This is a genomic window from Saccharothrix luteola (genome assembly GCF_020859565.1).
GTDB classification, from domain to species: domain Bacteria; phylum Actinomycetota; class Actinomycetes; order Mycobacteriales; family Pseudonocardiaceae; genus Actinosynnema; species Actinosynnema luteola.
In genome coordinates this window covers 57256-81306 of sequence record NZ_JAJHUO010000027.1, presented here as the reverse complement: position 1 = coordinate 81306, position 24051 = coordinate 57256, and the positions used below count along the sequence as shown (strand labels likewise).

Below are 24051 nucleotides of genomic sequence, written 5' to 3'. Positions count from 1 at the left end.
GGGATGGAGTGGACCGAACCCGGAGTCTTCGAGGTCGCGCCCGGTGTCTACCGCATACCGCTGCCCCTGCCCAACGACGGGCTGCACACCGTCAACGTGTACGCGATCGACGACGGTGACGGCCTGGTCCTGATCGACTCCGGCTGGGCCCTCGACGCGGGCGAGACGGCGCTGGAATCGGCGCTGGGCGAGCTCGGGCGCGGTTTCGAGGACGTCCGCCGCTTCCTGGTCACGCACGTGCACCGCGACCACTACACGATGGCCGTGGCCCTGCGCCGCCGGTTCGGCACCAAGATCGCGCTCGGCGCGGGGGAGCAGCCGTCGCTGGCCAAGGTCATCGGTCGGCGCCGGGACGGTTACCGCGACCTGGCCACGTGGGGCGCGCCGCACCTGGCCGAGCGGTGGCGTGCCGTGGTCGAGTCGATCGGCGAGGCCGAGCTGCGCGACTACGAGGAGCCCGACGAGTGGCTCCGCGAGAGCGACCTGGCCCTGGAGAAGCGGGTGCTGCGCGTCCTGCCGACGCCCGGCCACACCCGCGGGCACGTGGTGTTCGTCGACGTCGAGTCGTCGCTGCTGTTCGCCGGCGATCACGTGCTGCCGCACATCACGCCGTCGATCGGCTTCGAGCCCGCCCGGCCCGCGCTGCCGCTCGGCGACTACCTCGACTCGCTGCGCCTCGTCCGCGACTACCCGGACCTGCGGTTGCTGCCCGCCCACGGGCCCGTCACCGAGTCGAGCCACGCCAGGGTGGACGAACTGCTCGCCCACCACGAAGACCGGCTCACGGCCACGCTGGACGCCGTGCGCGCGGGCACCGGCACCGCCTTCGAGACCGCGAGCAAGCTCGGCTGGACCAGGCGCGGTCGGCGGTTCGCCGAGCTCGACCTGTTCAACCAGGTGCTGGCCACCGGCGAGACGGCCGCGCACCTCGACGTGCTGGTCCACCGCGGCCTGCTGACGGCCGACGAGGACGACGGCGTGGTGCGGTACGCGGTCGGCTGAAGTCCGCCGACGAGGCCGTGCGCGTCCTCCGGGCTGCCTGCCGGCGCTAGCGGGGCAGCTTCACGACGGTCACGAAGAAGTCGTCGATCTGGCGGACGACCTCGATGAACCGGTCGAAGTCGACCGGCTTGGTGACGTAGGCGTTGGCGTGCAGGTTGTAGCTGCGCAGGATGTCCTCCTCCGCCTCCGACGTGGTCAGCACCACCACCGGGATGGGCCGCAGCGTCGCGTCCGCCTTGATCTCGGCCAGCACCTCGCGGCCGTCCATCTTCGGCAGGTTCAGGTCGAGCAGGATCAGCCCCGGTCGCGGCGCGTCCTCGTACGGGCCCTGGCGGCGCAGGAACTCCAGCGCTTCCACGCCGTCGCGCACCACGTGCAGCTGGTTGCGGATCTTGTGGTGCTCGAACGCCTCCTGCGTCATCAGGGCGTCGCCGGGGTCGTCTTCCACCAACAGGACGTCGATCACGTTCAGCGGGTTGCTCATTGCTCGTCGTCCTCTACTGCCGGCAGCGTGAACTTGAAGGTGGTCCCGGTCCGGCCTTCGCTGGTGTCCAGCCAGATCGTGCCACCGTGGTACTCCACGATCTTCCGGCACATCGCCAGCCCGATACCGGTGCCGGGGTAGTCGTCCTTGTGGTGCAGGCGCTGGAAGATCACGAAGATCCGCTCAGCGTACTCGGGGTCGATGCCGATGCCCTGATCGCTGATGGTGAACGTCCAGAACGCGCCCGTCCGGTCCACGTCCACGCGCACGTGCGGCGGCTCGTCGCCGTGGAACTTCAGGGCGTTGCTGATCAGGTTGCCGAACACCCCGCCGAGCAGCGACTCCTCGCCGCGCACCGTCGGCAGGTCCGCCACCTCGACCGTCGCCCCGGTCCGCTCCACGAGGTCGGAGTAGTTGTCCAGCACCTGGGCGACCAGCTCGTCGCAGTCCACCAGGGTCAGCTCGCGGGTGAGCCTGCCGACCCGGGAGAACGCCAGCAGGTCGTTGATCAGCACCTGCATCCGCTTCGCGCCGTCCACGGCGAACCGCAGGTACTGCTCGCCGCGCTCGTCGAGCTCGCCCGAGTACCGCCGCTCCAGCAGCTGGCAGAAGCTCGCCACCTTGCGCAACGGCTCCTGCAGGTCGTGCGAGGCGACGTAGGCGAACTGCTCCAGCTCCGAGTTCGACCGCCGCAGCTCCTCCAGGTCGGACAGGATGCGCACCCGCATGGTCTCGACGTCCTGGCCGAGCATCACCGTCTCCCGGGGCCCGCCCGCCTCGACCGGGTGCGCGAAGTCACCCGACGACACCTGCCGCACGTCCGCCGCCAGTCCCGTCAACGGTGCGATCACGATCCGGTACAGCATCACCGCCACCCCGGCGATGATCAGCACCAGCAGCACGCCCAGCCCGACGACCAGCCAGTTCGCCCGCCCGGCCATGGTCGTCACGTTGTCCCGGGACGCGGCGGACGCCTCCTCGACCCTCGTCTTCAACGCCGCCGTCGCCGTGCGCGCCCGGTCGAACAACACCTTGCCGCGCTCGGGCTCGGCCAGCGTGGTCTGCGGGATGCCCGACACGTACACCAGGTCGACCAGCGGGTCGGCGTAGCTCTGCCGCCAGTCGGTCGCCAGCCGCTCGACCTCCTCCAACTCGCGGACCAGGTCGGGCCGCACGCCCGACAGGAGCGCGCGGGCGGATTCCACGGCCGCCAGCTCCGCCTCGCTGCCCTCGGTGTAGGGGGAGAGGAAGTTCCGGTTGGCGGTGAGCACGTACCCGCGCACACCGGTCTCCTGGTTGACCAGCGCGGTCTGCATCTCGAGCACCTCGCGGCCGGCCGGGTCGATCCGCTCCAGCAGCTCGGTGCGGGCGTCGGTGAGGGCGTTCAGCGCGACCAGGAGGCTGCCGATGGCGCCGGCGCAGACCACGACCAGGACGACGACCGCCGCGATCAGGAGCTTGCTCGCGGGCCAGCGGGTGCGGTAGTCCATCAGTCGCGGTCCGAGATCAGCAGCACGGCCATGTCGTCGTCCAGCTCCCCGCCGTTGAGTTCCTTCACCCGGCTGATGAGGTCGTCCAGCAGCGTAGCCGGCGTGCGCGTCCAGTCCGGCCGCTCCCTGGTGATCTCGCCGATCAGGTCGATCAGCCGCTCCGAGCCCAACCGCTCGGTGTCGCCGTGCACGCGGCCCTCGACCAGGCCGTCGGTGTAGAGCAGCATCGTCCACCCCGGCGGCAGCGGCACGTCGAGCCCGCTCCACGTGCTGTCCGGCAGCACGCCCAGCGGCAGCCCGGCCCGGTCGCGCGGCAGCTCCACCACCCGGTCGCCGACCAGCAGCATCGGTTCGGGGTGCCCGGCCAGGTAGACCCGCGCCCACCGGCGGTCCGGCGAGATCGTCACCATGCAGGCCGTGGTGAAGAGGCCGGGCTGGTGGCGTTCGTGCTCCAGGATCTCGTGCAGCGTGCGCAGCACCCGGGACGGCTCCTGGCCCGCCAGCACCAGCGCCCGCCAGGCGATGCGCAGGAACACGCCGATCGCGGCCTCGTCCGGGCCGTGCCCGCACACGTCGCCTATCAGCAGCTGGAGCGTGCCGTCGGAGGTGCGCACGGCGTCGTAGAAGTCGCCGCCCAGCAGCATCCGGCTGCCGCCGGGGCGGTAGCTGACCTCCCAGCCGATGTCGTTGCCGTCGATGATCGGCGACGGCAGCAGGCCGCGTTCCAGGCGGGTCTTCTCCGCCGCCAGCAGCTGCTCGTCGCGCAGTTGGCGCTGGGTCTCCTCGACCCGCTTGCGGCCGACCGCGTAGCGGATGCTGCGGGCCAGGCCCACGCCGTCCACCTGGCCCTTGACCAGGTAGTCCTCCGCGCCCTGGGCCACCGCCTGGGTGCCCTGGTGCTCGTCGTTGAGGCCGGTGAGCACGATGATCGCCACCGGCGCCGGGTGGGCGAGCAGCCTGGTCAGGCCGTCGAGCCCGGTCGTGTCCGGCAGGCCGAGGTCGAGCAGCACGCAGTCCGCCTTGGCCAACAGGCCCTCCGCTTCCCGCAGCGTCCGCGCCCGGTGCAGCGCGACGTCCGCCTCGACCTCGTCCAGCAGGGCTTCGACCAGCACGGCGTCGCCCTCGTCGTCTTCCACGAGGAGCACGTTGATCCGGTTCACCGCGGTCCGCGGTGCGGGGAGCCCTGCCACGGGGGAGGAGATTAGTCGAACTCGATCAGAACGGGGTGACGGCGGTGCGGTGGGGCGCGGTGACGGCGCCCGTGGCCATGACCGAAGATCCTGGGGTGACGTTCTCCCAGATGGTGGCGCTGACGACCCGCCTGCCCCGGCGGGGCCGGGGTTTCTGGTACTCCGTGGCCATTGACGTGCTGTGGCCGCTGGTGGTGCTCTTCGTGCGGATGCGGATGGCGGGCCGGACCAACATCCCGCGCGAGGGCGCGGTGCTGCTGGCCTCCAACCACCTGTCCTTCGCCGACCCGGTGACGTTGACCGCGTTCGCGCTCGCCTCCGGCCGGGTGCCCCGGTACCTGGCCAAGGCGAGCCTGTGGAAGGCGCCGGTGCTCGGGTGGGTGATGTCGTCCGGGCGGCACATCCCGGTCGACCGCGCCAGCGTGCGCGCGGGCCAGGCGCTGGACAGCGCGCGCACGTCGTTGGACGAGGGTGAGTGCGTGATCGTCTACCCCGAGGGCACGTTCACCAACGACCCCGACGGCTGGCCCATGCGCGGCAAGAACGGCGTCGCGCGGCTGGCGTTGACGACCCGCACGCCGGTCGTGCCGGTGGCGCAGTGGGGCACCCGGGAGCTGCTGCCGCCGGGGAAGTTCGTGCCGCGGCCGTGGCGGAAGGTGTCCGTGGTGGCGGGCGCGGAGGTCGACCTGTCCGACCTGTACGGGCTGGAGCCGACCAAGGCCGTGCTGGACGAGGCGACCGCGCGGATCATGGCCGCCGTGACGACGCTGCTGAGCGGTGTGCGCGAGCTGCCGTCACCGGCGGGCCCGTGATCCTCAGCGGGTCTTCTTGGCCTTGCCCGAGCGCTCGCGTTCCCACCGCAGGTACTGGCCCGTGACGGTGGACACGCTGGTGAGCAGCCAGACCGCCACGCCCGCGTCGTCGGTCACGCCGATCAGCGGCAGCAGTTCGGGCAGCAGGTCGACCGGTGATACGAGGTAGAGCACGGCGAACGCCCACGTGGCCATCGTGGTGGTCGGCAGGCCGTAGGCCTTGCGCTCGCGCAGCAGCCGGGGCAGGGCCTTGGCCCGGTCGATGACGTTGCCGACCGGGCGGGGCTCGCCGTTGCGCTCCCACCGGCGGCGCCTGCGCACGGCCCACAGCACGCCGGCCGCCACGCCGAGCACGACCAGGCCGGAGCCCGCGGCGACGGGCGGCAGGCCGAGCAGCTCGTCGTCACGCCACAGCAGTGTGCTCAGCCCGAGCAGGGTGAGGACCACGCTGAGGAAGATCACACGGTCATCGTAGTGGCGCTGCGGCGTGCGCGCGGGTGGAGCGGGCGTCGGGTCACGGCGCGGAAACTTCCGGATCAACCGGCTCACGGCCCGGGCGGGTCGGTCAATACGATGGCCCGGTGAGCGATTCCCCCCGGTTACCGGCGCGATCGGTCGTCGTGGTGCTGTTCGTCGTCGCCGCGTGCGCGGTCCTGGCGGCCGGCGGGTTGACCGCCGTCGTCCTCGCGGACGACCGGCCGCGGCAGGCCGCGCCGGTGGTGGCCGGACGTGCCTCGCCCACCGCCCGCGCCGACACCACCCGCCCCGTCGGGCCGCCGTTGTGCCTGATCGGCTCGTGGCGCACGGTGGAGGAGCAGGTGATGGTCAAGTTCTACAACGGCGTGGACCCGCTCCCGATGGTCACCAGCGGGCGGGCGTACGAGTTCCGGCCGGACGGCACCGGGACCGAGCGGATGGACAACGTGGTGTTCCACGGCACGTACCAGGGCAACGCGCTGCGGCTCGTCGGCAACGGGATCATCGAGTTCACCTGGACCGCCACCGACAAGGCCATCACCTACGGCACCCAGACCAAGGCCGAGTTCACGTGGGCCTACTACGACCAGCGCGGTCTGGTGGAGACCCAGACGATCCCGTCGGAACAGGTGCGGCACGAGGTGGACGACTACGCCTGCCAGGGCACTCAGCTCGTGGAGAGCAACTCCCGCGGGTACCGGTCGGTGTGGGCGCGGACCGCCGGGTTCGGGGTGTACGGCTGATGCGCGCGGTCTTCGTCGCGGCGGCGTTGCTGGCCCTCACGGCCGCTCCCGCTGCTGTTCCCGCTCCCGCTGCCGTCGCCGTCGCCCAGCCGTCGAGCCCGGAGGAGTTGGCCGCGGCCATCGCCAGGCCGGCGATCGTGCTCATCACCGTGGAGTGGCACGGGTGGGTGCGGGACAAGCGCACCGGCGAGGTGTTCGGCGGCGCGAACGGCTACGTCGTCAAGTCGACGTGCAGCGGGGTGGTGATCAGCCCGGACGGGCACGTGGCCACCGCCAGCCACTGCGTCCACACCGGACCGCAGGGTGGCGCCGGCGCGTTGTTCGACGCGGCGATCGTGGATCTGGCGGCGGTCGGCCGGGTCGTGGACCGGGCCACCGCGAAGGCTCAGTTGGCCGAGCACGCCGTCGCCGAGGGCGCGGACCCGGACCGCCCGGTCGACCGCGCGATCCAGGTCGAGCGGATGGAGGCCACCGGCGACGGCCCGATCCGGGACGTCGCGCCCGCCACCGTGGTCGACCTCGTCGCGCCGACCGAGGGTGACGTGGCGGTGCTGAAGGTGCCGCGCGAGAACCTGCCGTCGTTGGAGATCCGGACCGACCAGACGGCGGTCGGCACGCCGATCCTGGCCATCGGCTACCCCGGTTCGGCGGGCGCGGCGGTCGACCCGAGCCTGGAGCCGAGCAACAAGAACGGCCAGGTGTCGGCTCGCCGGACGCAGAACGACCGGCCGTTCTACGAGTTCAGCGCGGCGGCTACGCAGGGCATGAGCGGCGGGCCGGTGGTCGACATGGACGGCCGGGTCGTGGGCCTGGTGAGCCAGGGCTCGCCGGGGGAGACGCAGTCGTTCAACTTCGCCGCCGCGTCGTCGACGTTGCTGGACGTGCTGGCGGGCAAGGAGGTGAAGGCCGAACCCGGTGCGCACGACCGCGACTACCGGGCCGCGCTGGACCGCTACTTCGCGGACGACTTCGACGGCGCGGTGGAGGGTTTCGACGACGTGCTGGCCGCCTCGCCCGGTCACCTGCAGGCGACGGAGTACCGGCGGCTCGCGGTCGACCGCGGTGGGTCGGCCGGTGCGGGTTCGTCGCTGCTGATCGGGTTCGCGGTGCTCTGCGGAGGTGTCGCGGTGGCCACGGCGACGGCGGGCACGGCGATCGCGCTGACCCGCAGGCGTCGGCTGTCGCCCCCCGGCCCGGTGCCGCTGGGTTCGGTGCCGCCGGTGGTGTCCGATGTGGACACCCCGCCGTTCGGCATCCCGGCGCAGGCCGCCCCGGTCGTCCCGCCGACCGTTCAGCCGCCGACCGTTGCGCCGATCGCCGAGTCGCCGACGGTTCACCCGATCGCCGAGTCGCCCACCGTCCGGTCGTCGGCCGCTCAGACCGCCGTTCGGCCTGCCGTTCTGCCTGCTCCCGAGCCGCCGGTGGACGGCGAAGCGGAGACCGCGAAGGTCGAGCGGCGGGACGAGGACGAGCCCACCACACCGCGGTCCTGACCTGAGCGCCTTCGGCGTGCGCGGGTGCAGCGGAGGGGGGGGGGGGGGGGCCCCGCGGGGCCCCCCCCCCCCCCCGCGCCTCCCGTTGTCACCACTTGCTCTCGGCGTGCAGCCACAGCCCGACCGCGAGGCCGATGGAGACCAGCGACAGGGGTGAGAACCCGGCGCCACCCGAGACGAGCAGGCCGAACAGCAGGCTGAACCCGCTCGTCAGCACGTACAGCCGAGGACCCCACTTGCGGGTGAACCACGCGCCGACCAGCGCGATGACGGCGACCAGGCTCGCGAACGCGACGAAGACGACGAACTGCAACGAGTCGTCGCCCCACTCCGCGCCGTGGTCCACCTCGTCCACCCAACCCACGACGGCGACGACCAGGGTGAAGGCGTTGGCGAGCGTCATCAGCACCAGCAGCGCGATGATCCCGCCGCCCTTCCTGGCGCGCGGCTCGGGGTGGCGGGCGGTGATCGGCGAATCGGGGGAATCGTGCTGCACCATGGCGGCGGTCCTTTCCGGGTACGGCACGACCCCGGTCGCCGCGAGCGGGACCGGTCGGGTGCCGTGAGGAGTGGGGCGACCCGTCCGGCGCCCCTGACCGGTGACGTTACGGAGCAGGCGGGTGGCCGGGCGAGGACGGCGGGGGTGGAAGTTTCCGGTTCCTGGCCGTCCGCTGCACCTCGGCGAGGTCGGCGGCGGTCACCAGGCGGACCTCGGCGGCGCGGCGGGCGACGGCGAACCTGGTGTTCTGCAGCCGGCCCGCGTGCGCGGCCAGGAACGGGTCGTCCGCCGCGCCGAACGCGATCGCCGAGATCGCCCGGATCGCGTCGTCCACGCGCTGCGGCCGGTGCAGGTTCCAGGTGTAGCCGTGCCACTCGCGGACCCGTTCGAAGATCTCCCGGTTCGACGGTGGCCGCGGGTAGTCGTCCGCGCCGACCAACCACGGTTCGCACAGCGCCAGCGCGACGAACCAGTCCCGCCCGCCCCGCACCAGCCCGGGACCGGTCTGCGTGTCGCCGCCGGCCGACCCGAACGCCACCTCCGACGCCACCGGCACGTGCTCCACGTCGATGGTCAGCTGGAGGTCGGCGAACCCGTCGCGGTCGCCGCGCCGGCCCAGCAGCAGCACCAGCTGGTTCTCGCCGACGTCCAGCAACGCCGTCGCCGACCGGGTCAGGATCACCCGCCGCGCCCCGCCCGGCGCGTCGAACAGGCTGGACAGCTGCGCCTCGCCCGCGCCGAGCCACGTCAACGACACCACGTCCACGCCGACCGCCAGCTCGCCGACCAGCCGCGACACGTGCGGCGCGCAGTCCGGCAGCGCGACCACCACCCGCCCCGGCCGGGCCGGCCCGACGACGCCGTGCGGCGCACGTCCGAACAGCAGCGACTCGCCCGGCCCCAGCGCCACCGACGCCAGGCCCGCGCCACGCACCACCACCCTCGGCACGGCGCTACTCCGGGCAACCGGGCGGGTCGCCCCGGTCCGGTCCGAGCGCGCGCCACTCCTCGGCCAGCGACTCGCGGTCGAGCAACCCGCACAGCACCTCGACCGCCCGGTCCGGCACGAGGTCCCAGAGCCGGGCGGTGCCGTCCGCGCCGACCGACGCGATGAGCTCACCGCTCGGGTCGAACGCCAGGTCGTTCAGCTCGGCGCCGTGCCGGTCCAGCCGCGCCAGCTGCCGCGCACCGTCGACCTCCCACAGGCGCACCACGGTGTCCTGGCTCGCGGTCGCCAGCATCCTGCCGTCCGGGCTCCACGCCACCCGGCGCACCGGCGCGTCGTTGCCGGTGAGCACGCCGACCTCGACGCCGTCCTTGACCCGCCACAGCTTCACCAGCCGGTCACCGCCCCCCGTGGCCAGCACGGAGCCGTCCGGGCTGAACTCGACGTCGATCGCGACGCCGTCGTGGCCGGGCAGGACGGTCCACTCCGTGCCGGGGTCCACGAGGTCCCACAGGCCGATCCGGCCGCCCGACAACGTCACCGCGAGCGTGCGGCCGTTCGGGTGGAACGAGATGCCGGTGGGGTAGTTGGGCTCCACCCCGTTGACCGGGGTGTTGCGCGGCTCCGGGGTCGTCGCCCGGCGGTTGACCAGCTCCAGGTCGGCGGCGTCGAGCAGGAGCACTTCGTCGCGGTCCTCCTTCGACCCGGTCGGGGTGCGGCCCGTGACGGCGATCGTGCGGCCGTCCGGGCTGAACCTGGCCGAGGTGAACTCCGTGCCGGGCCGGGAGAACCGGCGCGCCTCCGCGCCCGTCGCCGCCTTCCACACCACGAGCAGGCCGCTCTCGTCCACGGTGACGAGCTCGGAGCCGTCCGGGCTGAAGGCGACGTCGTAGGCGTCGTCTCCGTGGGCTTTCAGCTCGTGGGCCAACCGCGAGTTCCGGTGGTCCCACAGCCGCACCACGCCGTTGCCGCTGGTGGTGGCCAGCAGGTCGCCACCGGGCTGGAACGCCGTGCCGAGCAGGACGGCGTCGCGCGGGCCCAACGTCGTGCGCTGGTAGGACCAGACCGTGATCACGCCGGTGGAGTCGGAGCTGAGCAGGGTGCGGCCGTCCGCGGTCATGACGACCGCGAACGTGGTCACCGAGCCGGCCGCGTACTGGGTCAGCAGGTCGCCGGTCGCCAGGTCCCACGAGTAGACGCTCGAGCCCACCGCGCCCGCCACCACGGCCGAGCCGGACGGCGTGAACGCGACCGAGCTCAACCCCACCTCGGGCGCGCTGAACGTCCGGCGCGTCGTCCACGTCGTGGTGTCCCACAACCGGACCGTCGCGTCCATCCCCGTGCTGGCCAGCAGGCCGCCGCCCGGCGCGAACGCCAGCGCGCTCACCTCGCCGGTGTGCCCGGTCAGCTTCGCGACCAGCGCGCCGTCGGCCGCCCGGTGCACCGCGACGTCGTTGCCGTGGGTCAGCGCGACCAGCCCGGGGTCCGGCAGGAACACCATCCGGATCGAGGGCTCCGCGGCGAACACCGCCCGTTCGGTGAACCCCGCCGTCTCCCACAGGACCACACCGCGATCGGTGTAGGCGACGAGCGTGCCGCCGTCCGGGGAGAGCGCCGTGTCCACCGCCCGGCCCGGCACGGTGAAGATCCTCTTGCGCGCCGGCACGTCCCACAGCTCGACCTTCGTGGCGTCCGGGTCGGCGGTGGCCAGCAGCCGCCCGTCGGCGCTCATCGACACCGTCCGGTACCAGCCGCCCTTGTCGTCCAGCACGGCCAGCTCCCGGCGCGAGGGCACGTCCCACAGCCGCAGGGTGCCGTCCCGGCCGCCGGACGCCGCGACCTTCCCGTCGCCGCTGACCGCGAGCGCGTTGATCGCGCCGACGTGCCCGGTCATCCGGCCGCGGTAGGCGTCGGTGGTCGCGGAGAGCAGCGCGCTGCGCCCCTCCACGGTCGGGCTGGCCCGCCACGCGCCGAACGCGGCCAACGCCGCCCGCCGCGGGTCCACCGTCCTGGCCAACGCCGACTCCGCGGCCAACTGCCGGGACAGGTTCTGCTGCCGCCCGGTGTCCGCCCGGTCCCGTTCGGCTTGCGCCGACTGCTGCAGGCGGGTCGCCACGACGACCGCCACCGACGCGACCACGAGCAGCAGGCTCAACGCCGCCACCAGGCCGCGCAACCGGTTCGTGCGCTTGCGGGCCGCCAGCTGCCCGGCGTGCTCGGCCGCCGTCGACCGGGCCAGGAAGTCCTGCTCCACCGGCTGCAACCGCACCCGGTCCCGCGCCGACTCCAGCCACGTGGTCAGCGACGCCAGCCGCACGCCCCGGTACAGGTCGTCGTCGTGCTGCCCGGACTCGACCCACGCCCGGACCGAGTCGGTGAACCGGCGGTGCTGCACGAGACCCGCGCGGTCCTCCTCGATCCAGTCGCGAAGCCTCGGCCACGCGGTGAACAGCGCCTCGTGGCTCAGCCGCGCGCCCGAGCCGTCCACGGTCACCAGCCGTGCCGCGATCAACCGGTCCAGCACGTGCCGCTGCGCGGCGAACTCCCGCGGGTCGACCCGCCGCCGGACCACCGCGCCGTCGTCGAGCACCGCGACCAGCCGCAGCAGGATCGTCCGCAACGCCTGCCGCCCCACCGGGTCCAGGGCCGAGTGGATCTCCTCGGCGGTGCGCGACACCGCGCCGTCGATACCGCCCGCGCGGCGGTAGGCGGCCAGCGTCAGCACCGGTCCGTCGCGGTGCAGCCACGACTCGCGCAGCGCGTGCGCCAACCGGGGCAGCGCGCCGGGGTCGTAGCCGATCTCGCCGCGCACGCCGAGGTCGGCGATCATCCGCTCCGGCAGGCCGGGCTCCACCTCCACGCCGAAGTCCTTGGCGGGGCTGACGATCGCCTGCCGCAGCCCGGTCGCGTCCAACGGGCCGAGCAGCACGGGTGCCGCCAGCGCGGGCCGCAGCGGCGCCAACTCGATGCACCGGTCGAGCAGGTCCGCCCGGACGGCCAGCACGACGAGCGCCGGGCGGGCCGCGGTCAACGCGGCGGCGAACGCCAACCGGTCCGCCTCCGGCGCGTTGAACACCTCTTCGAACTGGTCGACCACGATCACCGGCCGCTTCGCGCCGGCGCACCACTCACCGAACCGGCCGGGGGACTCCCGGATCAGCCGCGCCCACTGCGCCGCACCAGCAGTGGCACCGACCGCCGATCCGCCGACCGCGCCGACTACCGCGCCGCCAACCGGGCTTCCCTCCATACCGCCCGCCGGACCGCCACTCATGCCGACTGCCGCGCCGCCATTCATGCCGACTACCGGGCCGGCTGCGATGCCGACTGCCGGGCCGCCAGCCGGGCCGACTAACGGGCCGCCGGCCATGCCGATTGCCGGGCCGCCTGCGATGCCGACTGCCCCGCCGCCACCGGGGCCGGCCGCTGTGCGCGCGGCCATGGCGGCGGCCAGGTTGCCGACCGGGTCCACCCCCGGCGTCAGCACGACCTGCGGCCAGGTCTCGTCGCCGTCACCGGCCAGCGCGGGCAGCAGGCCGGCCTTGAGCACGGAGGACTTGCCCGCGCCCGACGCGCCGACCAGCACCACCGGCTCACCGCCGCGGACCTGCTCGGCCAGGCGGACCAGCAGCTCTGTGACGACGTGCGAGCGGCCGTGGAACAGGTCGGCGTCGGACTGTTCGAACCCGCTCAGGCCCGGGTACGGGGTGGCCGCCGGCTGTGGGCGCGACGGGCGCGGCCTGGTGGTGGAGCGGAGGATCGCGCGCACCAGCCGGTCCTGGTCCTCGGCCGGGCCGGGCGAGGTCGGCCGGGCGGCGTGCTCGGTGTCGCCGCCGAACGCCGCCGCCTCCGCCGCCGCGATCAGCGCCGTCGCCGACTCGAACCGCCGCGCCGGGTCCTTCGCCAGACCGCGCAGCACCACGGCGTCCAAGGCGGGGCTGACGGTCGGGCTGAACACCGAAGGAGCGGGCGGGGGCTGCAACAGGTGGGCGGCGACCTTCGCGGCCGGGTCGGCGGCCGGGTGCGGCAGGCGGCCGGTCAGGCACTCGAACAGCACGCACGCCAGGGAGTACTGGTCCGAGCGGCCGTCGACCGCGCCGCCGGACAGGCGTTCCGGCGCCATGTAGTCCCACGAGCCGATCAGGTCGCCCGACCGGGTCAGGGCGGTGGCCTCCGGCGAGGTCTCCCGGGCGATGCCGAAGTCGGCCAGGTACGCGTGGTCGTCGGCGGCGATCAGGATGTTGGACGGCTTCACGTCCCGGTGGACCAGGCCGCGCCCGTTGGCCGCGTCCAACGCGGCGGCGACCTGGCCGAGGACCTTCAGCGCCCGTACCGGGTCGACACCGCCTGCGCCCATCGCGCGCCGCAGGTCCGTGCCCTCGACCAGCATCATGTCGAGGAAGAGGTGGCCGTCGACCTCGCCGAAGTCGTTGACCGGGATGACGTTCGGGTGGCTGAGCCCGGCGGCGATGCGCGACTCGCGCTGGAACCGGGCCCGGTATTCGTGATCGGTCGCGGCGGCGGAGAGCCGCTTCAGCGCGACGACCCGGTCGTGGACGGTGTCGTAGGCGCGGTGCACCACGCCCATGCCGCCCTGCCCGAGCAGCTCGCGGATCTCGTACCGCCCGAAGTCCGCCGATCCGGACCGCGCCCCCATAGCGCCCCCTCGTCTCGCCCGCCCAAACCTTACTGGGCCGTGCCGGCGCTGCCATCGGGCGAACGCGGGTAGCGCACCGCGGACCGCGGACGGGGTGTGGAGTCCCGGCCGCGGCCCGCGGTGCTTCAGCGGATCCCGCCGGGCGAAGGGGTTGGCGCCGGCGGGACCCGGAGCTCGGCGCCCGCGGGTCGAGGGGTGGACCAGCGCGCGGCCGGTGCGGCGTCCTGGAGGATCGGTCAGATGCCGCAGGACGAGGCCGACCAGAAGCGGCTGCTCCGGTGGTCGACGTGCGTGTGGTCGCCGTGACCCGGGTAGCCCGGGCCGAGGATGCCGTTGAACCCGTGGTTGCGGGCCTGCTGCGCCAAGCGGCACAGCGAGTGCGGACCCGAGCCCAGGTCCACCGCGTCGCCGTACAGGTGCCGCGAGTTGGACGCGCCACCGACCGCGTTGTTGCACGCGACGCTGCGGAACCCGCTGGTGACCCGGATCGCCTGGTCACCCAGCGCGTGCCGCATCGCCTGCAACTTCCACATCGACACCAGCGCGTTGGCCTTCGCCGTCGCGGCGGACACGGCGCCGCCCGACCAGGTGGAGTTGCAGTTGTTCAACTCCGCGTAGGAGAAGTTGATCGGCGTGCAGTCGTCGTCCTGCAGCGAGTAGATCCGCGAGTAGGTCGCGCTACCCGCCACCCCGTCCGCCGCCAGGCCGTAAGCCTGCTGGAAGCGCACGAGGGCCGACCGCGTCGCCGGGCCGAACTCGCCGTCGAGGCCGAGCACGGCGCCGTAGCCGGGGTAGCCGGACAGCCGGATCTGCAGCTGCCGCACGTCCTCGCCGGACGCGCCCTGGGACAGGGTTCGGTTCCACGTGTAGCAGCCGTCGGCTTGCGCCGTGCCACCACCCATCACGAGAACCACGGCGACGAGCGCTAACGACGCCAGGTAGGACACTAGTCGGAGCACAGGGACCTCCAGACCGGGTTGGGGGACGGGACTGGAGCCTGTCGGAGAGGTAAACTTGCGTCAATCTGTCCCGGATGTCTGAATATTTCACACCACGAGAACAGTTTGTGAACGACTGGTCACGCGGGCGCGCTCCCGCCCCTCGGCCCGGTCACCGTAGACGTGACGAGGTGGTTGCGCGCCGACTCCGACCGTCCCACCGCCACCGCGCGCCGCAAGTGCCTTCGGGGCCGCGAAGCCGGCCGACCGCACACCGCCGCCGGCGGATCACCGTGGTCTCGCCTTCGGGCCGGTGCGGGCCAGCGACCGGCTCTGCCCGCGTGAGCGCACGACCGGGGCGTGCGAGGGCGGCAGCGGCAACGGCTGGGACTCCTGCTGCTGCCGCGGCACCCTGGCCAGCTCGACCGGGTCCGAGAACTGCGTGCGGGCCGGGCCGGGCTCGGAGCGCACGGAATCCGATCGCGCGGAATCCGAACGCGCGGAGTCCGATCGCACCGGTTCGGCGCGTGCCGAGTTCGAGCGCGCGGCCTCGGCTCGGACCGCCTCCTGGAGCAGCGCGTTCTCGAGGCGCAGCGCCTCGGACCGCACGGCCTCGAACCGCATCGACTGCTCCGACCGCGTCCGCTTGGCCCGCTCCGGTCTGGCGCGTGGCGCTTCGAAGTGCACGGACTCCGCGCGTGGCGCTTCGAAGTGGACGGACTCGCTGCGTGGCGCCTCGAACCGGACCGACTCGGTGCGTGGCGCTTCGAAGCGCACGGACTCCGTGCGTGGCGCTTGGAAATGCGCCGATTCCGTACGGGGCGCTTCGAGCCGCACCGACTCCTCGTGCCGGGCCGGTGAGGCCATCGGTCCGGCCGTCGGCACCGGGGTCTCCCTCGGCGGCACGGGCGGTGGCGCGTTCTGCGACACCGCCTGCGACGCGTTCTGCGACAGGGTCGGCGGCGCGGCGTCCGGTTGCACGTGCTGCGGCGGGCGGCGCCGCGGCCCGCTCGCGGTCACCCGGTTCTGCCGCCACAGCTCCGTCGACAGCTTGATCATCGCCGTCGGCGCGTCCAACCCGACCATCCCGACCAGGCGCCCGTCGTTGACGAACCCGGTGATGGTCCGGTGGTCCTTCTGCGATCCCGCCAACGTCGTGGTGTCCGTGCCCATCGCGGGCAGGCCCGACCCCTGGATGCGCATCCCGTACTGCTCGGTCCAGAACCGGGGAACAGGGGTGAACGGCCGCGAATCGTCCCTGCCCGCCAACAGGTTCTCCGCGGCCGCCCGCCCCATTTCCACCGCGTTGAGCCAGTGCTCCACCCGACGCGGTTGCCCTCCGAACCGGAGGTTCGGCCACCGCGCGACATCACCCGCGGCCACGATGTCGGACCCGCCGACCACGTGGCACGTGGGGTCGCACAGCACACCGTCCTCCAGCACCAGACCCGACCCGCGCAGCCAGGCGATCGACGGCGAGGCGCCCACCGCGATCACCACGACCGCGGCGAAGAACACCTGCCCGTCGGACAGGTGGATCGCCACCCCGCCCGCCTGGCGCACCCAGTGCCGGATCTTCACGCCCATCGCCATCCGGACACCGCGCACCCGGTGCGCCTCGGTGACCGTGTCGGCGATGTTCTTGCCGACCGCGCTGCCCAGCAGCGTGGACGACCGGCTCACGATGGCCACGTCCCGGCCCATCGACTTCACCGACGCGGCCATCTCGCAGCCGATGAGGCCGCCGCCGATCACCACGACCAGCCCCTGCGTCGAGTTGATCGCCTGCTTGATCGCGATCGCGTCGTCCACGGTCCGCAGCACGTGGATGCGCGGGTCCTGGCGCGGCGCGCCCGCGAGGTGGCGCGGCTCGACGCCGGTCGCGATGATAAGCCCGTCGTACCCCAGCTCCTCGCCGCCGGGCAGGCCCACCACGCGCCGGTCCGGCTCCAGGTGGGTCGCCGCGGTGCCCAGCCGCCACACCGCGTTCAGCTCGCGGCTGATGGTCAGCCGCAGGTCGGAGGCGACCAGCTCGCCGTTGATGGCCTCCTTGGACAGCGCGGGCCGGTGGTAGGGCAGGTGCCGCTCCGCGCTCACGATGACGATCTCGCCGCGGAAGCCGAGCTCGCGCAACCGCTCGCCCGCGCGCAGGCCGGCCAACCCGCCGCCCGCGATGACGACGCGTTCCTCGTTCTTCACCGCACACGCTCCCGCAGCTCGATCGCGCGCATCGGACAGGCGCGCGCGGCGGCCCGCGCCTTCGCGAACTGCTCGGGTGGTGGCCTGCGCTCGTAGCGCAGGCGCTCGTCGTCGACGAGCTGGAACAGCCCCGGCGCCTCGGCCTGGCAGATGCCGTAGCGGTGGCAGCGCTCGTTGTCGACGCTGATGTCCAACGCGCTGCCGCCCGCGCCGTCCGGCTCGGGCTCGAAACCGGGCTCCGGCTCCAGCATGCCCAGCTTCACCAGCCAGTCCGGCGGCAGGAAGCGGGCGATCGCGATGGTCGCCGTCGGCACCAGGATCGTGAGGCCGGCCAACCACAGCACGGCCAGGTTGCCGTTCGCGATCGCGCCGAACCAGGAGTGCACCACGGTGACGGCGACCGCGACGTAGGCCAGCTGGTGCAGCCGCAGCCACTTGCGGTAGTAGATCTTCTTGCGCAGGCCCGCGGTGATCGCGAGGGTCAGCATGATCTCCAGGCCGAGGATGCCGAGGGCGTGCCGGAGCAGGCCGCCGTCGTAGAACGGCACCAGGAGCTTCAAGTACGAGAAAGCGCCGAGCTGCAACAGGGTGAACGCGAAGGCGTGCAGCGACCCGAACGTGAGGGCCATCGTCGCCAGCACCATGTGGCTGTTGCGCAACCCCTGTCTGCCGGAGATCTTGTTGGCCCAGCCCGTGGCGATCAGCACGCCCCAGCACAGGGTGGCGCACATGGTCGCGTAGGCCAGGCGGGCCGAGATCTGCGCCACGTGGCGCACTCCGGCGTCGTGGTCGCCGCCGGTCGCCTGGGCGATCAGCAGCGGGACCTGGGTGAGCACTGGTCTTTACCTCCGAGATGGCGGGAGAGAACTCGCAGGCGGTGGGAGAGGGCCGACCCGTGGCCGGCCCCGCTGGGGCCGACCCGCCCGGCCGGCCGCGCAGGAGTGGTCACGACCTGCCGGGCGGGTTCGAGGGTGTGGGAGTTTCTCCGCGGTGGGAGACGCGTTGTGGTGTCGGTCGGCCACCACCTCCTTTCACTTGACGGTGTTGCGCGGCCGGAGCAGGCGCAGGATCCCGATCGTCACGACCGCGCCCACGAGGCACATGAGGAGCACGGAGAGGGCGCTCGGGCCGCCCGCCGGCAGCTGCGCCGCGGCACGCACCGGGTCGGCGGTCACCGCGTTCCCGGGCGCGGCGCCGGCGGCCACGGGTTTGGACAGGCCCATGTCGGTGACCATGTTGGTGCTCTCCAACAAGGTCATGTGCTTGAGCACGATCTGGTTGCACACCTGGGCGAACTGCCGGATCGCCTCGTTGCGCGTGGTCGCCCGGACGGTGGCGATGGCCGGGAAGATCGAACCGTGCGCGGCGCGCAGCCGGTTGGCGAACGAGTCGTCGAACGCCGCGCCGGTGCGCGCGCGCATCTCCGCCATCCACGACTGCTGGTCGGCGTTGGCCTCGTCCGGCAGCGCGACGCCCATCTGGGACGCCAGCCGCACCACCCGCTCGTCGAGGAACGTGTGGTCGCTCGCGAGCTGCGCGCCGACCTCCTTGACGCGGGTGCTGGCCGCGCGGCTCTGCGCCTCCTCGCCCATGGGCATCTCCCACAGGCCCGCGAGCCGCACCTTGACCAGGAGTTCCTTGTCCTGCGCGGTGATCGGGCCCAGTGGCGTCTGCTCCACCGGACCCGCGCCCGGCGGGTCGTCGGCGTGCGCGACACCGGGCAACGCGGGCATCAACAGCAGGTGCAGGGCCAGCGCGACCGCCGCGAAACGCTTGGCTGACATGGGTTTCTCGTCCTAGTAGCCGTCGCCGGTGGACGGTTGGCCGGGCGCCGCGCCGTCGTTCGCCTGCGCCTTCTTGCCCTCGGGCGTCACCGCGAACCACGTGCCGCCCTTGCCCTGCCCGGTCAGGTCGCCCGCCTTCTTGTCGCCCGCGTACCGGTACAGCGGCCAACCGGCCAGCGTGACCTGCTTCCTGCCGTCCGCGCGGGCCACCGAGCCGACCAGCGTCGGGTCGACGCCGGAGGTCATCGTGTGGTCGCTGACCAGCACCGGTGGCCAGTTCTTCAGGCACTCGGCGTCGCAATTGGACTTCGGCGGTTTCGCGGTGTCCTTGTCGTAGCGGTACAGCGCGAAGCCGCCCGCGTCCGCGACGAACCACCCCACCTGCTTCGACTCGGTCGCCGAGAGCATCTGGTGCGGCTCCTTGCCGAATTCCGGCTGCTGTTGGAGAGTCGTCGAACCGGAACCGGCGCCGTTCGCGGGGTTCTGGCTCGCCACGTTGTCGACACCGGTCGCGCCACAGGCGCTGACCAGCATCAACGCCGCGGCTGCCGGAACCAGCAGCAACGCCTTCCGGGAACGTCGACTTCGCATCGTTGGTCCTTTCTCCTGCCGGCGGGTCCGCCGAAAGGGCTAGCAGACCGGTGGGCCGGTCCGAGCCTTCGAAGCGGATACCGTGGAGTACGGACACGATGCGATGACGGTTCACGAACAAATCGACGACTTTTTTTGTGGCCGAACCCTCGACGCGGAAGCCCTCGGCGCGCTTGGATGCTCGGCGTGGCGCGGCACAGACGCAGCACTTCCCCCCAGAGAGATCGCAGTTGGCCGGACTTGAGTCTGGAAGACGAGCTGATCCGCAGGCTCTACCAGGAGTTCGGCAGCGCGCTGCTCGGGCATGCCATGAGGTTGACCGGCAGCGACCGGCAGTGGGCAGAGGACATCGTCCAGGAGACGCTCGTGCGGGCGTGGCGCAACGCCGAGAAGCTGGAGCGGGACCCCGTCCTGCTGCGCTCCTGGCTGTTCACCGTCGCCCGGCGGCTGGTCATCGACGACCGTCGCAAGCGGAGCGTCCGACCGCAGGAGTCGGAGTTGACGCCGTCCGACGAGGCCCCGCAGCGGGACGAAGCGGACCGCACGCTGGCGGCCATAGTCGTAGCCGAAGCGATGAACGGACTGACGGAGGAACACCGGGAGGCTATTCTCGAGACATACTTGAGAGATCGAACGGTCGGGGAAGCCGCGGCGGTGCTCGGGGTACCGCCCGGCACGGTGAAGTCCAGGGTGTACTACGCGCTTCGCGCCCTGCGACGTGCATTGCAGGATCGGGGCTGAACAGGTGACTTCGCAGCCGTTCCACGTCGACGTGGCGGCGTACGTCCTCGGTGTCCTCGACGAGGACGAGGTCGACGCGTTCGAGAACCACCTCGCCCAATGCCGTCGATGTGCGCTCGACCTGCGCGATTTCGCCGAACTGCCCGATCTGCTCGACGAGGCCGACGCCAACGGCATGCTGCGCGCCAACGCGGGGGAGCGGCCCGACGGCCGTTCGGTGCGCGCGATGCTCGACTCGGTCTCGGAAACCAGGGCGCGCAAGCGCCGCAACGTCGCGCTGCTGGCCGCCGCCGCCGCGACGCTGCTCGTCGTGCTGACCGCGGTCGTGTCGGTGTACGTCGCCGCACCGTCCGACTCGGTCGCCACCTCCTCCACGCCGTCGGTGCCGGAGCAGTCCAACGTGGCGAAGGGCGCCCCGGACCCGTCCGGCTCCATCACCCGCACGGACCCCGCGACCGGCGTGTTCGCCCGGCTCTCGGCCAGCCCCGAGCCGTGGGGCACGTCGGTGCAGGTCGAGGTGAAGGGCGCCAAGGGGCCCACCAGGTGCGAGCTGGTGGCGAAGTCGCGCACGGGCGAGGCGATGGTCCTCGGCTCCTGGCTGGTGACGACGACGGGCCCCGGCAAGGACCCGGTGACGTTGCAGGCCTCCGTCGGCATGCGCTGGCACGACATCGTGGAGTTCGTCGTGCGGGACACCAAGGAAGGCACGACCCTGGTCCGCCTCCCGACCTCCTGACCCCGCGCGTGTCCTGCGTTCGGATCGCGAGAGTCCTACGTTCGGATTCGCGAGAGTCCTACGTTCGGAACACCTGAGTTGAACGCTCGCGACACGCGCGGCGCACCACCCTTCGACCGGCGGCACCGGCACGGCGTTTAATCCCACCTGGGAGGCGGCGCCGTGCCGCCGTGCGAGGGAGGTCTTGGTGGAGGTCGGATTCGTCGGTCTGGGCATCATGGGGCAGCCGATGGCGCTCAACCTGGCCCGGTCCGGTCGGCCGCTCGTCGTGTGGAACCGCTCGCCGCACCGGGCGGAACCGCTGCGGGACGCGGGCGCCCGGGTGGTGGCGACGGCGGGCGAGGTCTTCACCGCCGCCGAGGTGGTGATCCTCATGCTCTCCGGCGAGGACGCGATGGACGTCGTCCTCGACCGCCGCACGGACCGCTTCGCCGAGCACGTCGCCGGCCGCACGATCGTGCACATGGGCACGACCTCGCCCGGCTACTCGCACGCCCTCGCCGCCGACGTCCGCGCCGCCGGCGGCGACTACGTCGAAGCGCCCGTCTCCGGCTCGCGCGGCCCGGCCGAGGCCGGCGAGCTCGTCGCCATGCTCGCCGGCGACCAGGACGCGGTGGCACGGGTCCGCGACGTGATCGCGCCGATGTGCGCGGAGGTCGTGACCTGCGGACCGACGCCCAACGCCCTGCTGATGAAGCTGGCCGTGAACCTGTTCCTGATCACCATGACCACCGGCCTGGTCGAGGCGTTCCACTTCGCCGAACGGCACGAGCTCGACCTCGGCACGCTCGTCGAGGTGCTGGACAAGGGCCCGATGGCCAGCAAGGTGTCCCGCGCGAAGGCCACCAAGCTGCTCGCCGACGACTTCGACGCGCAGGCCGCCGCCGCCGACGTCTTCACCAACACCCGGCTGATCACCGCCGCCGCCCGCGCCGCCGGGGTCGCCTCGCCGCTGATGGACGAGTGCCTGACCCTGATGGGCCGCACGGTGGAACTGGGGCACGGCAAGCAGGACGTGGCCGCAGTCGTGCACGCCTTGCGGGAACGCTCAGATTCGGCGCAAACCTGAGAGGACGCGTTCCATCAACTCCAGGGAAGGCCGGCCCGCGGCGTCGACCGCCTGATCCTCGTGCACGTTGATCAGGCTCATGTCGGACATGTCCGCCAGCAACACCCGGACCACGCCGAGCGGCAGCCGCAAAGTCGCCGCGACTTCCGCGACGGAATGCGGATTGCGGCACAGGTCGCTGATGATGCGGTGTTCCGCGGTCGACGTGAGAGCGTCTCTCGCCGCTCTTTCGTTCGTCGTCACGATGGTCTCGATGGCCAGCGTCGTCGCGGACCGCGTCCGCCCGCCGGTTCTGGTGTAGGGACGCACCCGGAGGGTCGACACACCAGCTCCTCAAAGCCGTCGAAGTGATCATGGTCGTGCGGGGGTCAGGGTCGCCGACGCCGCTAGACCCTACGAGCGATCACCGCTCCTGTCTCGGTTTTCCCGGCATGTGGGAGGGATTGCGCGTCGTCGCGACGGTCCGTGCCCGGTCGTTTCCAGGGGGTGTCCGGCGCTGTGCGCGGCCTGTGCGCAGGCATCGGATGATCGGACTTCTTCACCGTCCGTTCGTCGGTCGTTCGGCTCCGGATCGCCTGGGACTCCTCGTCCCAGGCGTCCGCCGGGGGTCTACCCGATGGGTGTGGGATTCGCGATCACGCTTACCTCGCAGAACACGGTGCGGGTTTCGAGTGTCCTGGCGATGAGCTCACCACCGAGCGGCTTGTGGCCGAAACCGAAGGTAGTGACGGGTGGAGCGCTCTCACAACGGTTGTTGACCAAGGTTTGATGTTGGGGTTTCCCGCACGGGGCTAGGGGAATTACCCCGACCGGGATTCCCTGGTCATTCCCGACGCGCCGCGACCCGCCCGTCGGCCACATTTGCCCGGAGTGGACGGCGGGCGCCGTCCGGGCGAAGGGGTGGAGACCGGTGACGCGCAACGTGGGGGCCGCCGCGAGAGCGGTGGACGTGTGGAAGTCCTACGGCACGGGAGAGGCCGCGGTCACGGCGCTCGCGGGGGTGAGCGTCGAGTTCGACCGCGGCCGGTTCACCGCGATCATGGGACCGTCCTGTGGGGTGCCAATAGTCGGCCACGTGGTCTGACCTGCGGTTAGGCGGCTGCGTGTTCGTACTCGTTGATTAGGCCGCCGAGCGCTGGTCGGTGATGTATCGACGTGCGGCTCGGCTCTGCTGCTGGCCTGTCTGGTCGTGGTGGTGCGAGCTGGAGTGCTCGGTGGGGTCGGCGGTGGTTGTAGTGCTTCGCGTAGCGGTTCAGCACCGTGCGCAGGTGGTGTTCGTTGATGATGAGCAGTCGGTCGGTGACTTCGCGTCGGACGGTCCCGACGAACCGCTCGGCGTAGCAGTTGGCTCGCGGGCACCGTGGTGGGTTCTTCACGACCTGGATGCCGGTGGCGGAGAAGACCGCGTCGAACGAGGCGGTGAACTGTCCGGCCCGGTCTCGGATGAGGAACCGGAAGCTGTCGGCCTGGTCGTCGAGGTCCATGAGCAGGTTGCGGGCTTGTTGGGTTGTCCAGGGCCGTCGGGGTTGGTGGTGGTGCCGAGGATGTGGACGTAGCGGGTGGCGACTTCCATCACGAAGAAGACGTACACGCGTTTGAGGGTGACGGCGCAGTCGACGTGGAAGAAGTCGCAGGCCAACATGCTCGCGGCTGGGCGCGGAGGAACCGTCGGCATGACATGTCGGTGTCACGCTGGGGCGCGGGCGGGATACGCAGGCGCTTGAGCACGCGGCGAACCGTTGATGCGGCTACCCGGTGGCCGAGCTTGAGCAGTTCGCCCTGGATCCGGCGGTAGCCCCAGCCGGTGTTCTCCCGCGCCATGCGCTCGATCAGCGCCACGATGGTGTCGTCGACCGGCGGGTGGCCGGTGCGACTGGGATAGGTCCACTTCCTCGCGACCAGGCGCCGGTGCCATCGCAGGATGGTTCCCGGTGTCACCAACCGGTGCTCACGCAACAGCCAGGGGAGTCGGTGAACCAGCGCGGCGAGTACCGCACGGTCGGCCCACTCCAGACGCGGACCTGGGTTGGTTCGTCGCAGCACGGCGACCTCATGCCGCAGTACCAGCAGTTCGACGTCCTTGGCCGCGGAGGACCGGCCGAGCAGAACCAGCCAGTTACCGAGTCGGACGAAGATCAGGTAGAGCAGTCGTAACGCCACACCTCACGATCATGCCTTGGAGGTCCAGCGTGCGCGATCG

Annotated in this window: 22 protein-coding genes and 1 pseudogene; 8 read left to right on the top strand and 15 right to left on the bottom strand. The window is 72.1% G+C overall.

Going from position 1 to position 24051, the window contains the following annotated elements; translation table 11 throughout:
• Window positions 1-3: 3 nt before the first annotated feature.
• The gene (locus tag LNK82_RS33540) at window positions 4-1002 is read left to right on the top strand and encodes an MBL fold metallo-hydrolase (RefSeq protein WP_230570925.1); all 999 of its coding nucleotides are present in this window, start codon (window positions 4-6) and stop codon (window positions 1000-1002) included.
• Between the two features lie 46 nt (window positions 1003-1048).
• Here LNK82_RS33540 and LNK82_RS33535 read toward each other — a convergent pair whose 3' ends face one another.
• From LNK82_RS33535 to LNK82_RS33525, 3 genes are read right to left on the bottom strand one after another with little or no spacing between them, the layout of a single operon-like run.
• The gene (locus LNK82_RS33535; protein ID WP_230570924.1) at window positions 1049-1486 is read right to left on the bottom strand and encodes a response regulator; all 438 of its coding nucleotides are present in this window, start codon (window positions 1484-1486) and stop codon (window positions 1049-1051) included.
• On the bottom strand, window positions 1483-2976 hold the full coding sequence (locus tag LNK82_RS33530; protein ID WP_230570923.1) for a sensor histidine kinase: 1494 nt from the start codon (window positions 2974-2976) through the stop codon (window positions 1483-1485). Before LNK82_RS33530 ends, LNK82_RS33535 begins: the two co-directional genes overlap by 4 nt.
• Entirely contained in the window at window positions 2976-4166 is a 1191-nt protein-coding gene (locus tag LNK82_RS33525) for a PP2C family protein-serine/threonine phosphatase (protein ID WP_230570922.1), read from the bottom strand. The genes LNK82_RS33530 and LNK82_RS33525 overlap by 1 nt, the downstream gene beginning before the upstream one ends.
• Window positions 4167-4276: 110 nt before the next feature.
• Here LNK82_RS33525 and LNK82_RS33520 point away from each other — a divergent pair, with 110 nt between their 5' ends.
• The gene (locus LNK82_RS33520; RefSeq protein WP_230570993.1) at window positions 4277-4978 is read left to right on the top strand and encodes a lysophospholipid acyltransferase family protein; all 702 of its coding nucleotides are present in this window, start codon (window positions 4277-4279) and stop codon (window positions 4976-4978) included.
• Window positions 4979-4981: 3 nt separating this feature from the next.
• Here the strand turns inward: LNK82_RS33520 and LNK82_RS33515 are convergent, their stop codons facing one another.
• Window positions 4982-5440 (bottom strand): YkvA family protein, encoded by a 459-nt coding sequence (locus LNK82_RS33515; protein WP_230570921.1) that lies wholly within the window; start codon window positions 5438-5440, stop codon window positions 4982-4984.
• 119 nt (window positions 5441-5559) lie between these two features.
• On the opposite strand from LNK82_RS33515, the gene LNK82_RS33510 reads away from it, so the two are divergent.
• Together LNK82_RS33510 and LNK82_RS33505 are read left to right on the top strand one after the other, a co-directional pair.
• Complete coding sequence (locus LNK82_RS33510; RefSeq protein ID WP_230570920.1) at window positions 5560-6198, top strand: hypothetical protein; 639 nt, start codon at window positions 5560-5562, stop codon at window positions 6196-6198.
• Entirely contained in the window at window positions 6198-7691 is a 1494-nt protein-coding gene (locus LNK82_RS33505) for a trypsin-like peptidase domain-containing protein (RefSeq protein ID WP_230570919.1), read from the top strand. The genes LNK82_RS33510 and LNK82_RS33505 overlap by 1 nt, the downstream gene beginning before the upstream one ends.
• A gap of 88 nt (window positions 7692-7779) precedes the next feature.
• On the opposite strand, the gene LNK82_RS33500 is transcribed toward LNK82_RS33505, so the two are convergent.
• The 8 genes from LNK82_RS33500 to LNK82_RS33465 all read right to left on the bottom strand — a co-directional run bounded on the left by LNK82_RS33500 (window position 7780) and on the right by LNK82_RS33465 (window position 19305).
• Window positions 7780-8190 carry a hypothetical protein gene (locus LNK82_RS33500; protein WP_230570918.1) on the bottom strand — a complete coding sequence of 137 codons (411 nt, stop codon included), beginning with the start codon at window positions 8188-8190 and terminating at the stop codon, window positions 7780-7782.
• A 106-nt stretch (window positions 8191-8296) separates the two neighbouring features.
• Window positions 8297-9139: a hypothetical protein gene (locus LNK82_RS33495; protein ID WP_230570917.1), complete on the bottom strand. Its 843-nt coding sequence runs from the start codon at window positions 9137-9139 to the stop codon at window positions 8297-8299.
• A gap of 4 nt (window positions 9140-9143) precedes the next feature.
• Window positions 9144-13793 (bottom strand): serine/threonine-protein kinase, encoded by a 4650-nt coding sequence (locus tag LNK82_RS33490; protein ID WP_230570916.1) that lies wholly within the window; start codon window positions 13791-13793, stop codon window positions 9144-9146.
• 236 nt (window positions 13794-14029) lie between these two features.
• The gene (locus LNK82_RS33485) at window positions 14030-14695 is read right to left on the bottom strand and encodes a D-Ala-D-Ala carboxypeptidase family metallohydrolase (protein WP_230570992.1); all 666 of its coding nucleotides are present in this window, start codon (window positions 14693-14695) and stop codon (window positions 14030-14032) included.
• Between the two features lie 324 nt (window positions 14696-15019).
• Window positions 15020-16930, bottom strand: coding sequence for an FAD-dependent oxidoreductase (locus tag LNK82_RS33480; protein ID WP_230570915.1), 1911 nt, complete (start codon window positions 16928-16930; stop codon window positions 15020-15022).
• A complete protein-coding gene (locus LNK82_RS33475; protein ID WP_230570914.1) occupies window positions 16927-17766 on the bottom strand; it encodes a ferredoxin in 840 nt (279 codons plus the stop codon). The genes LNK82_RS33480 and LNK82_RS33475 overlap by 4 nt, the downstream gene beginning before the upstream one ends.
• Before the next feature lie 195 nt (window positions 17767-17961).
• Window positions 17962-18714 carry a DUF4142 domain-containing protein gene (locus tag LNK82_RS33470; RefSeq protein WP_230570913.1) on the bottom strand — a complete coding sequence of 251 codons (753 nt, stop codon included), beginning with the start codon at window positions 18712-18714 and terminating at the stop codon, window positions 17962-17964.
• Window positions 18715-18726: 12 nt separating this feature from the next.
• Window positions 18727-19305, bottom strand: a complete 579-nt coding sequence (locus LNK82_RS33465; RefSeq protein WP_230570912.1) for a hypothetical protein — start codon at window positions 19303-19305, stop codon at window positions 18727-18729.
• Between the two features lie 177 nt (window positions 19306-19482).
• Here LNK82_RS33465 and LNK82_RS33460 point away from each other — a divergent pair, with 177 nt between their 5' ends.
• From LNK82_RS33460 to LNK82_RS33450, 3 genes are all read left to right on the top strand, one after another.
• A complete protein-coding gene (locus LNK82_RS33460; protein ID WP_230570911.1) occupies window positions 19483-20046 on the top strand; it encodes a sigma-70 family RNA polymerase sigma factor in 564 nt (187 codons plus the stop codon).
• A gap of 4 nt (window positions 20047-20050) precedes the next feature.
• Window positions 20051-20782 carry an anti-sigma factor family protein gene (locus LNK82_RS33455; protein ID WP_230570910.1) on the top strand — a complete coding sequence of 244 codons (732 nt, stop codon included), beginning with the start codon at window positions 20051-20053 and terminating at the stop codon, window positions 20780-20782.
• 184 nt (window positions 20783-20966) lie between these two features.
• Window positions 20967-21851, top strand: a complete 885-nt coding sequence (locus tag LNK82_RS33450) for an NAD(P)-dependent oxidoreductase (protein ID WP_268997484.1) — start codon at window positions 20967-20969, stop codon at window positions 21849-21851.
• On the opposite strand, the gene LNK82_RS33445 is transcribed toward LNK82_RS33450, so the two are convergent.
• Window positions 21831-22175 (bottom strand): DUF742 domain-containing protein, encoded by a 345-nt coding sequence (locus LNK82_RS33445; protein WP_230570908.1) that lies wholly within the window; start codon window positions 22173-22175, stop codon window positions 21831-21833. The genes LNK82_RS33450 and LNK82_RS33445 overlap by 21 nt on opposite strands.
• Before the next feature lie 586 nt (window positions 22176-22761).
• On the opposite strand from LNK82_RS33445, the pseudogene LNK82_RS33440 reads away from it, so the two are divergent.
• Window positions 22762-22902, top strand: a pseudogene (locus LNK82_RS33440) (ABC transporter ATP-binding protein); the annotation flags it as partial.
• Window positions 22903-22942: 40 nt separating this feature from the next.
• Here LNK82_RS33440 and LNK82_RS33435 read toward each other — a convergent pair.
• Together LNK82_RS33435 and LNK82_RS33430 are read right to left on the bottom strand one after the other, a co-directional pair.
• A complete protein-coding gene (locus tag LNK82_RS33435) occupies window positions 22943-23335 on the bottom strand; it encodes an integrase core domain-containing protein (RefSeq protein ID WP_230570907.1) in 393 nt (130 codons plus the stop codon).
• An 88-nt stretch (window positions 23336-23423) separates the two neighbouring features.
• On the bottom strand, window positions 23424-24011 hold the full coding sequence (locus LNK82_RS33430) for a helix-turn-helix domain-containing protein (protein WP_230570906.1): 588 nt from the start codon (window positions 24009-24011) through the stop codon (window positions 23424-23426).
• Between the last annotated feature and the right edge of the window lie 40 nt (window positions 24012-24051).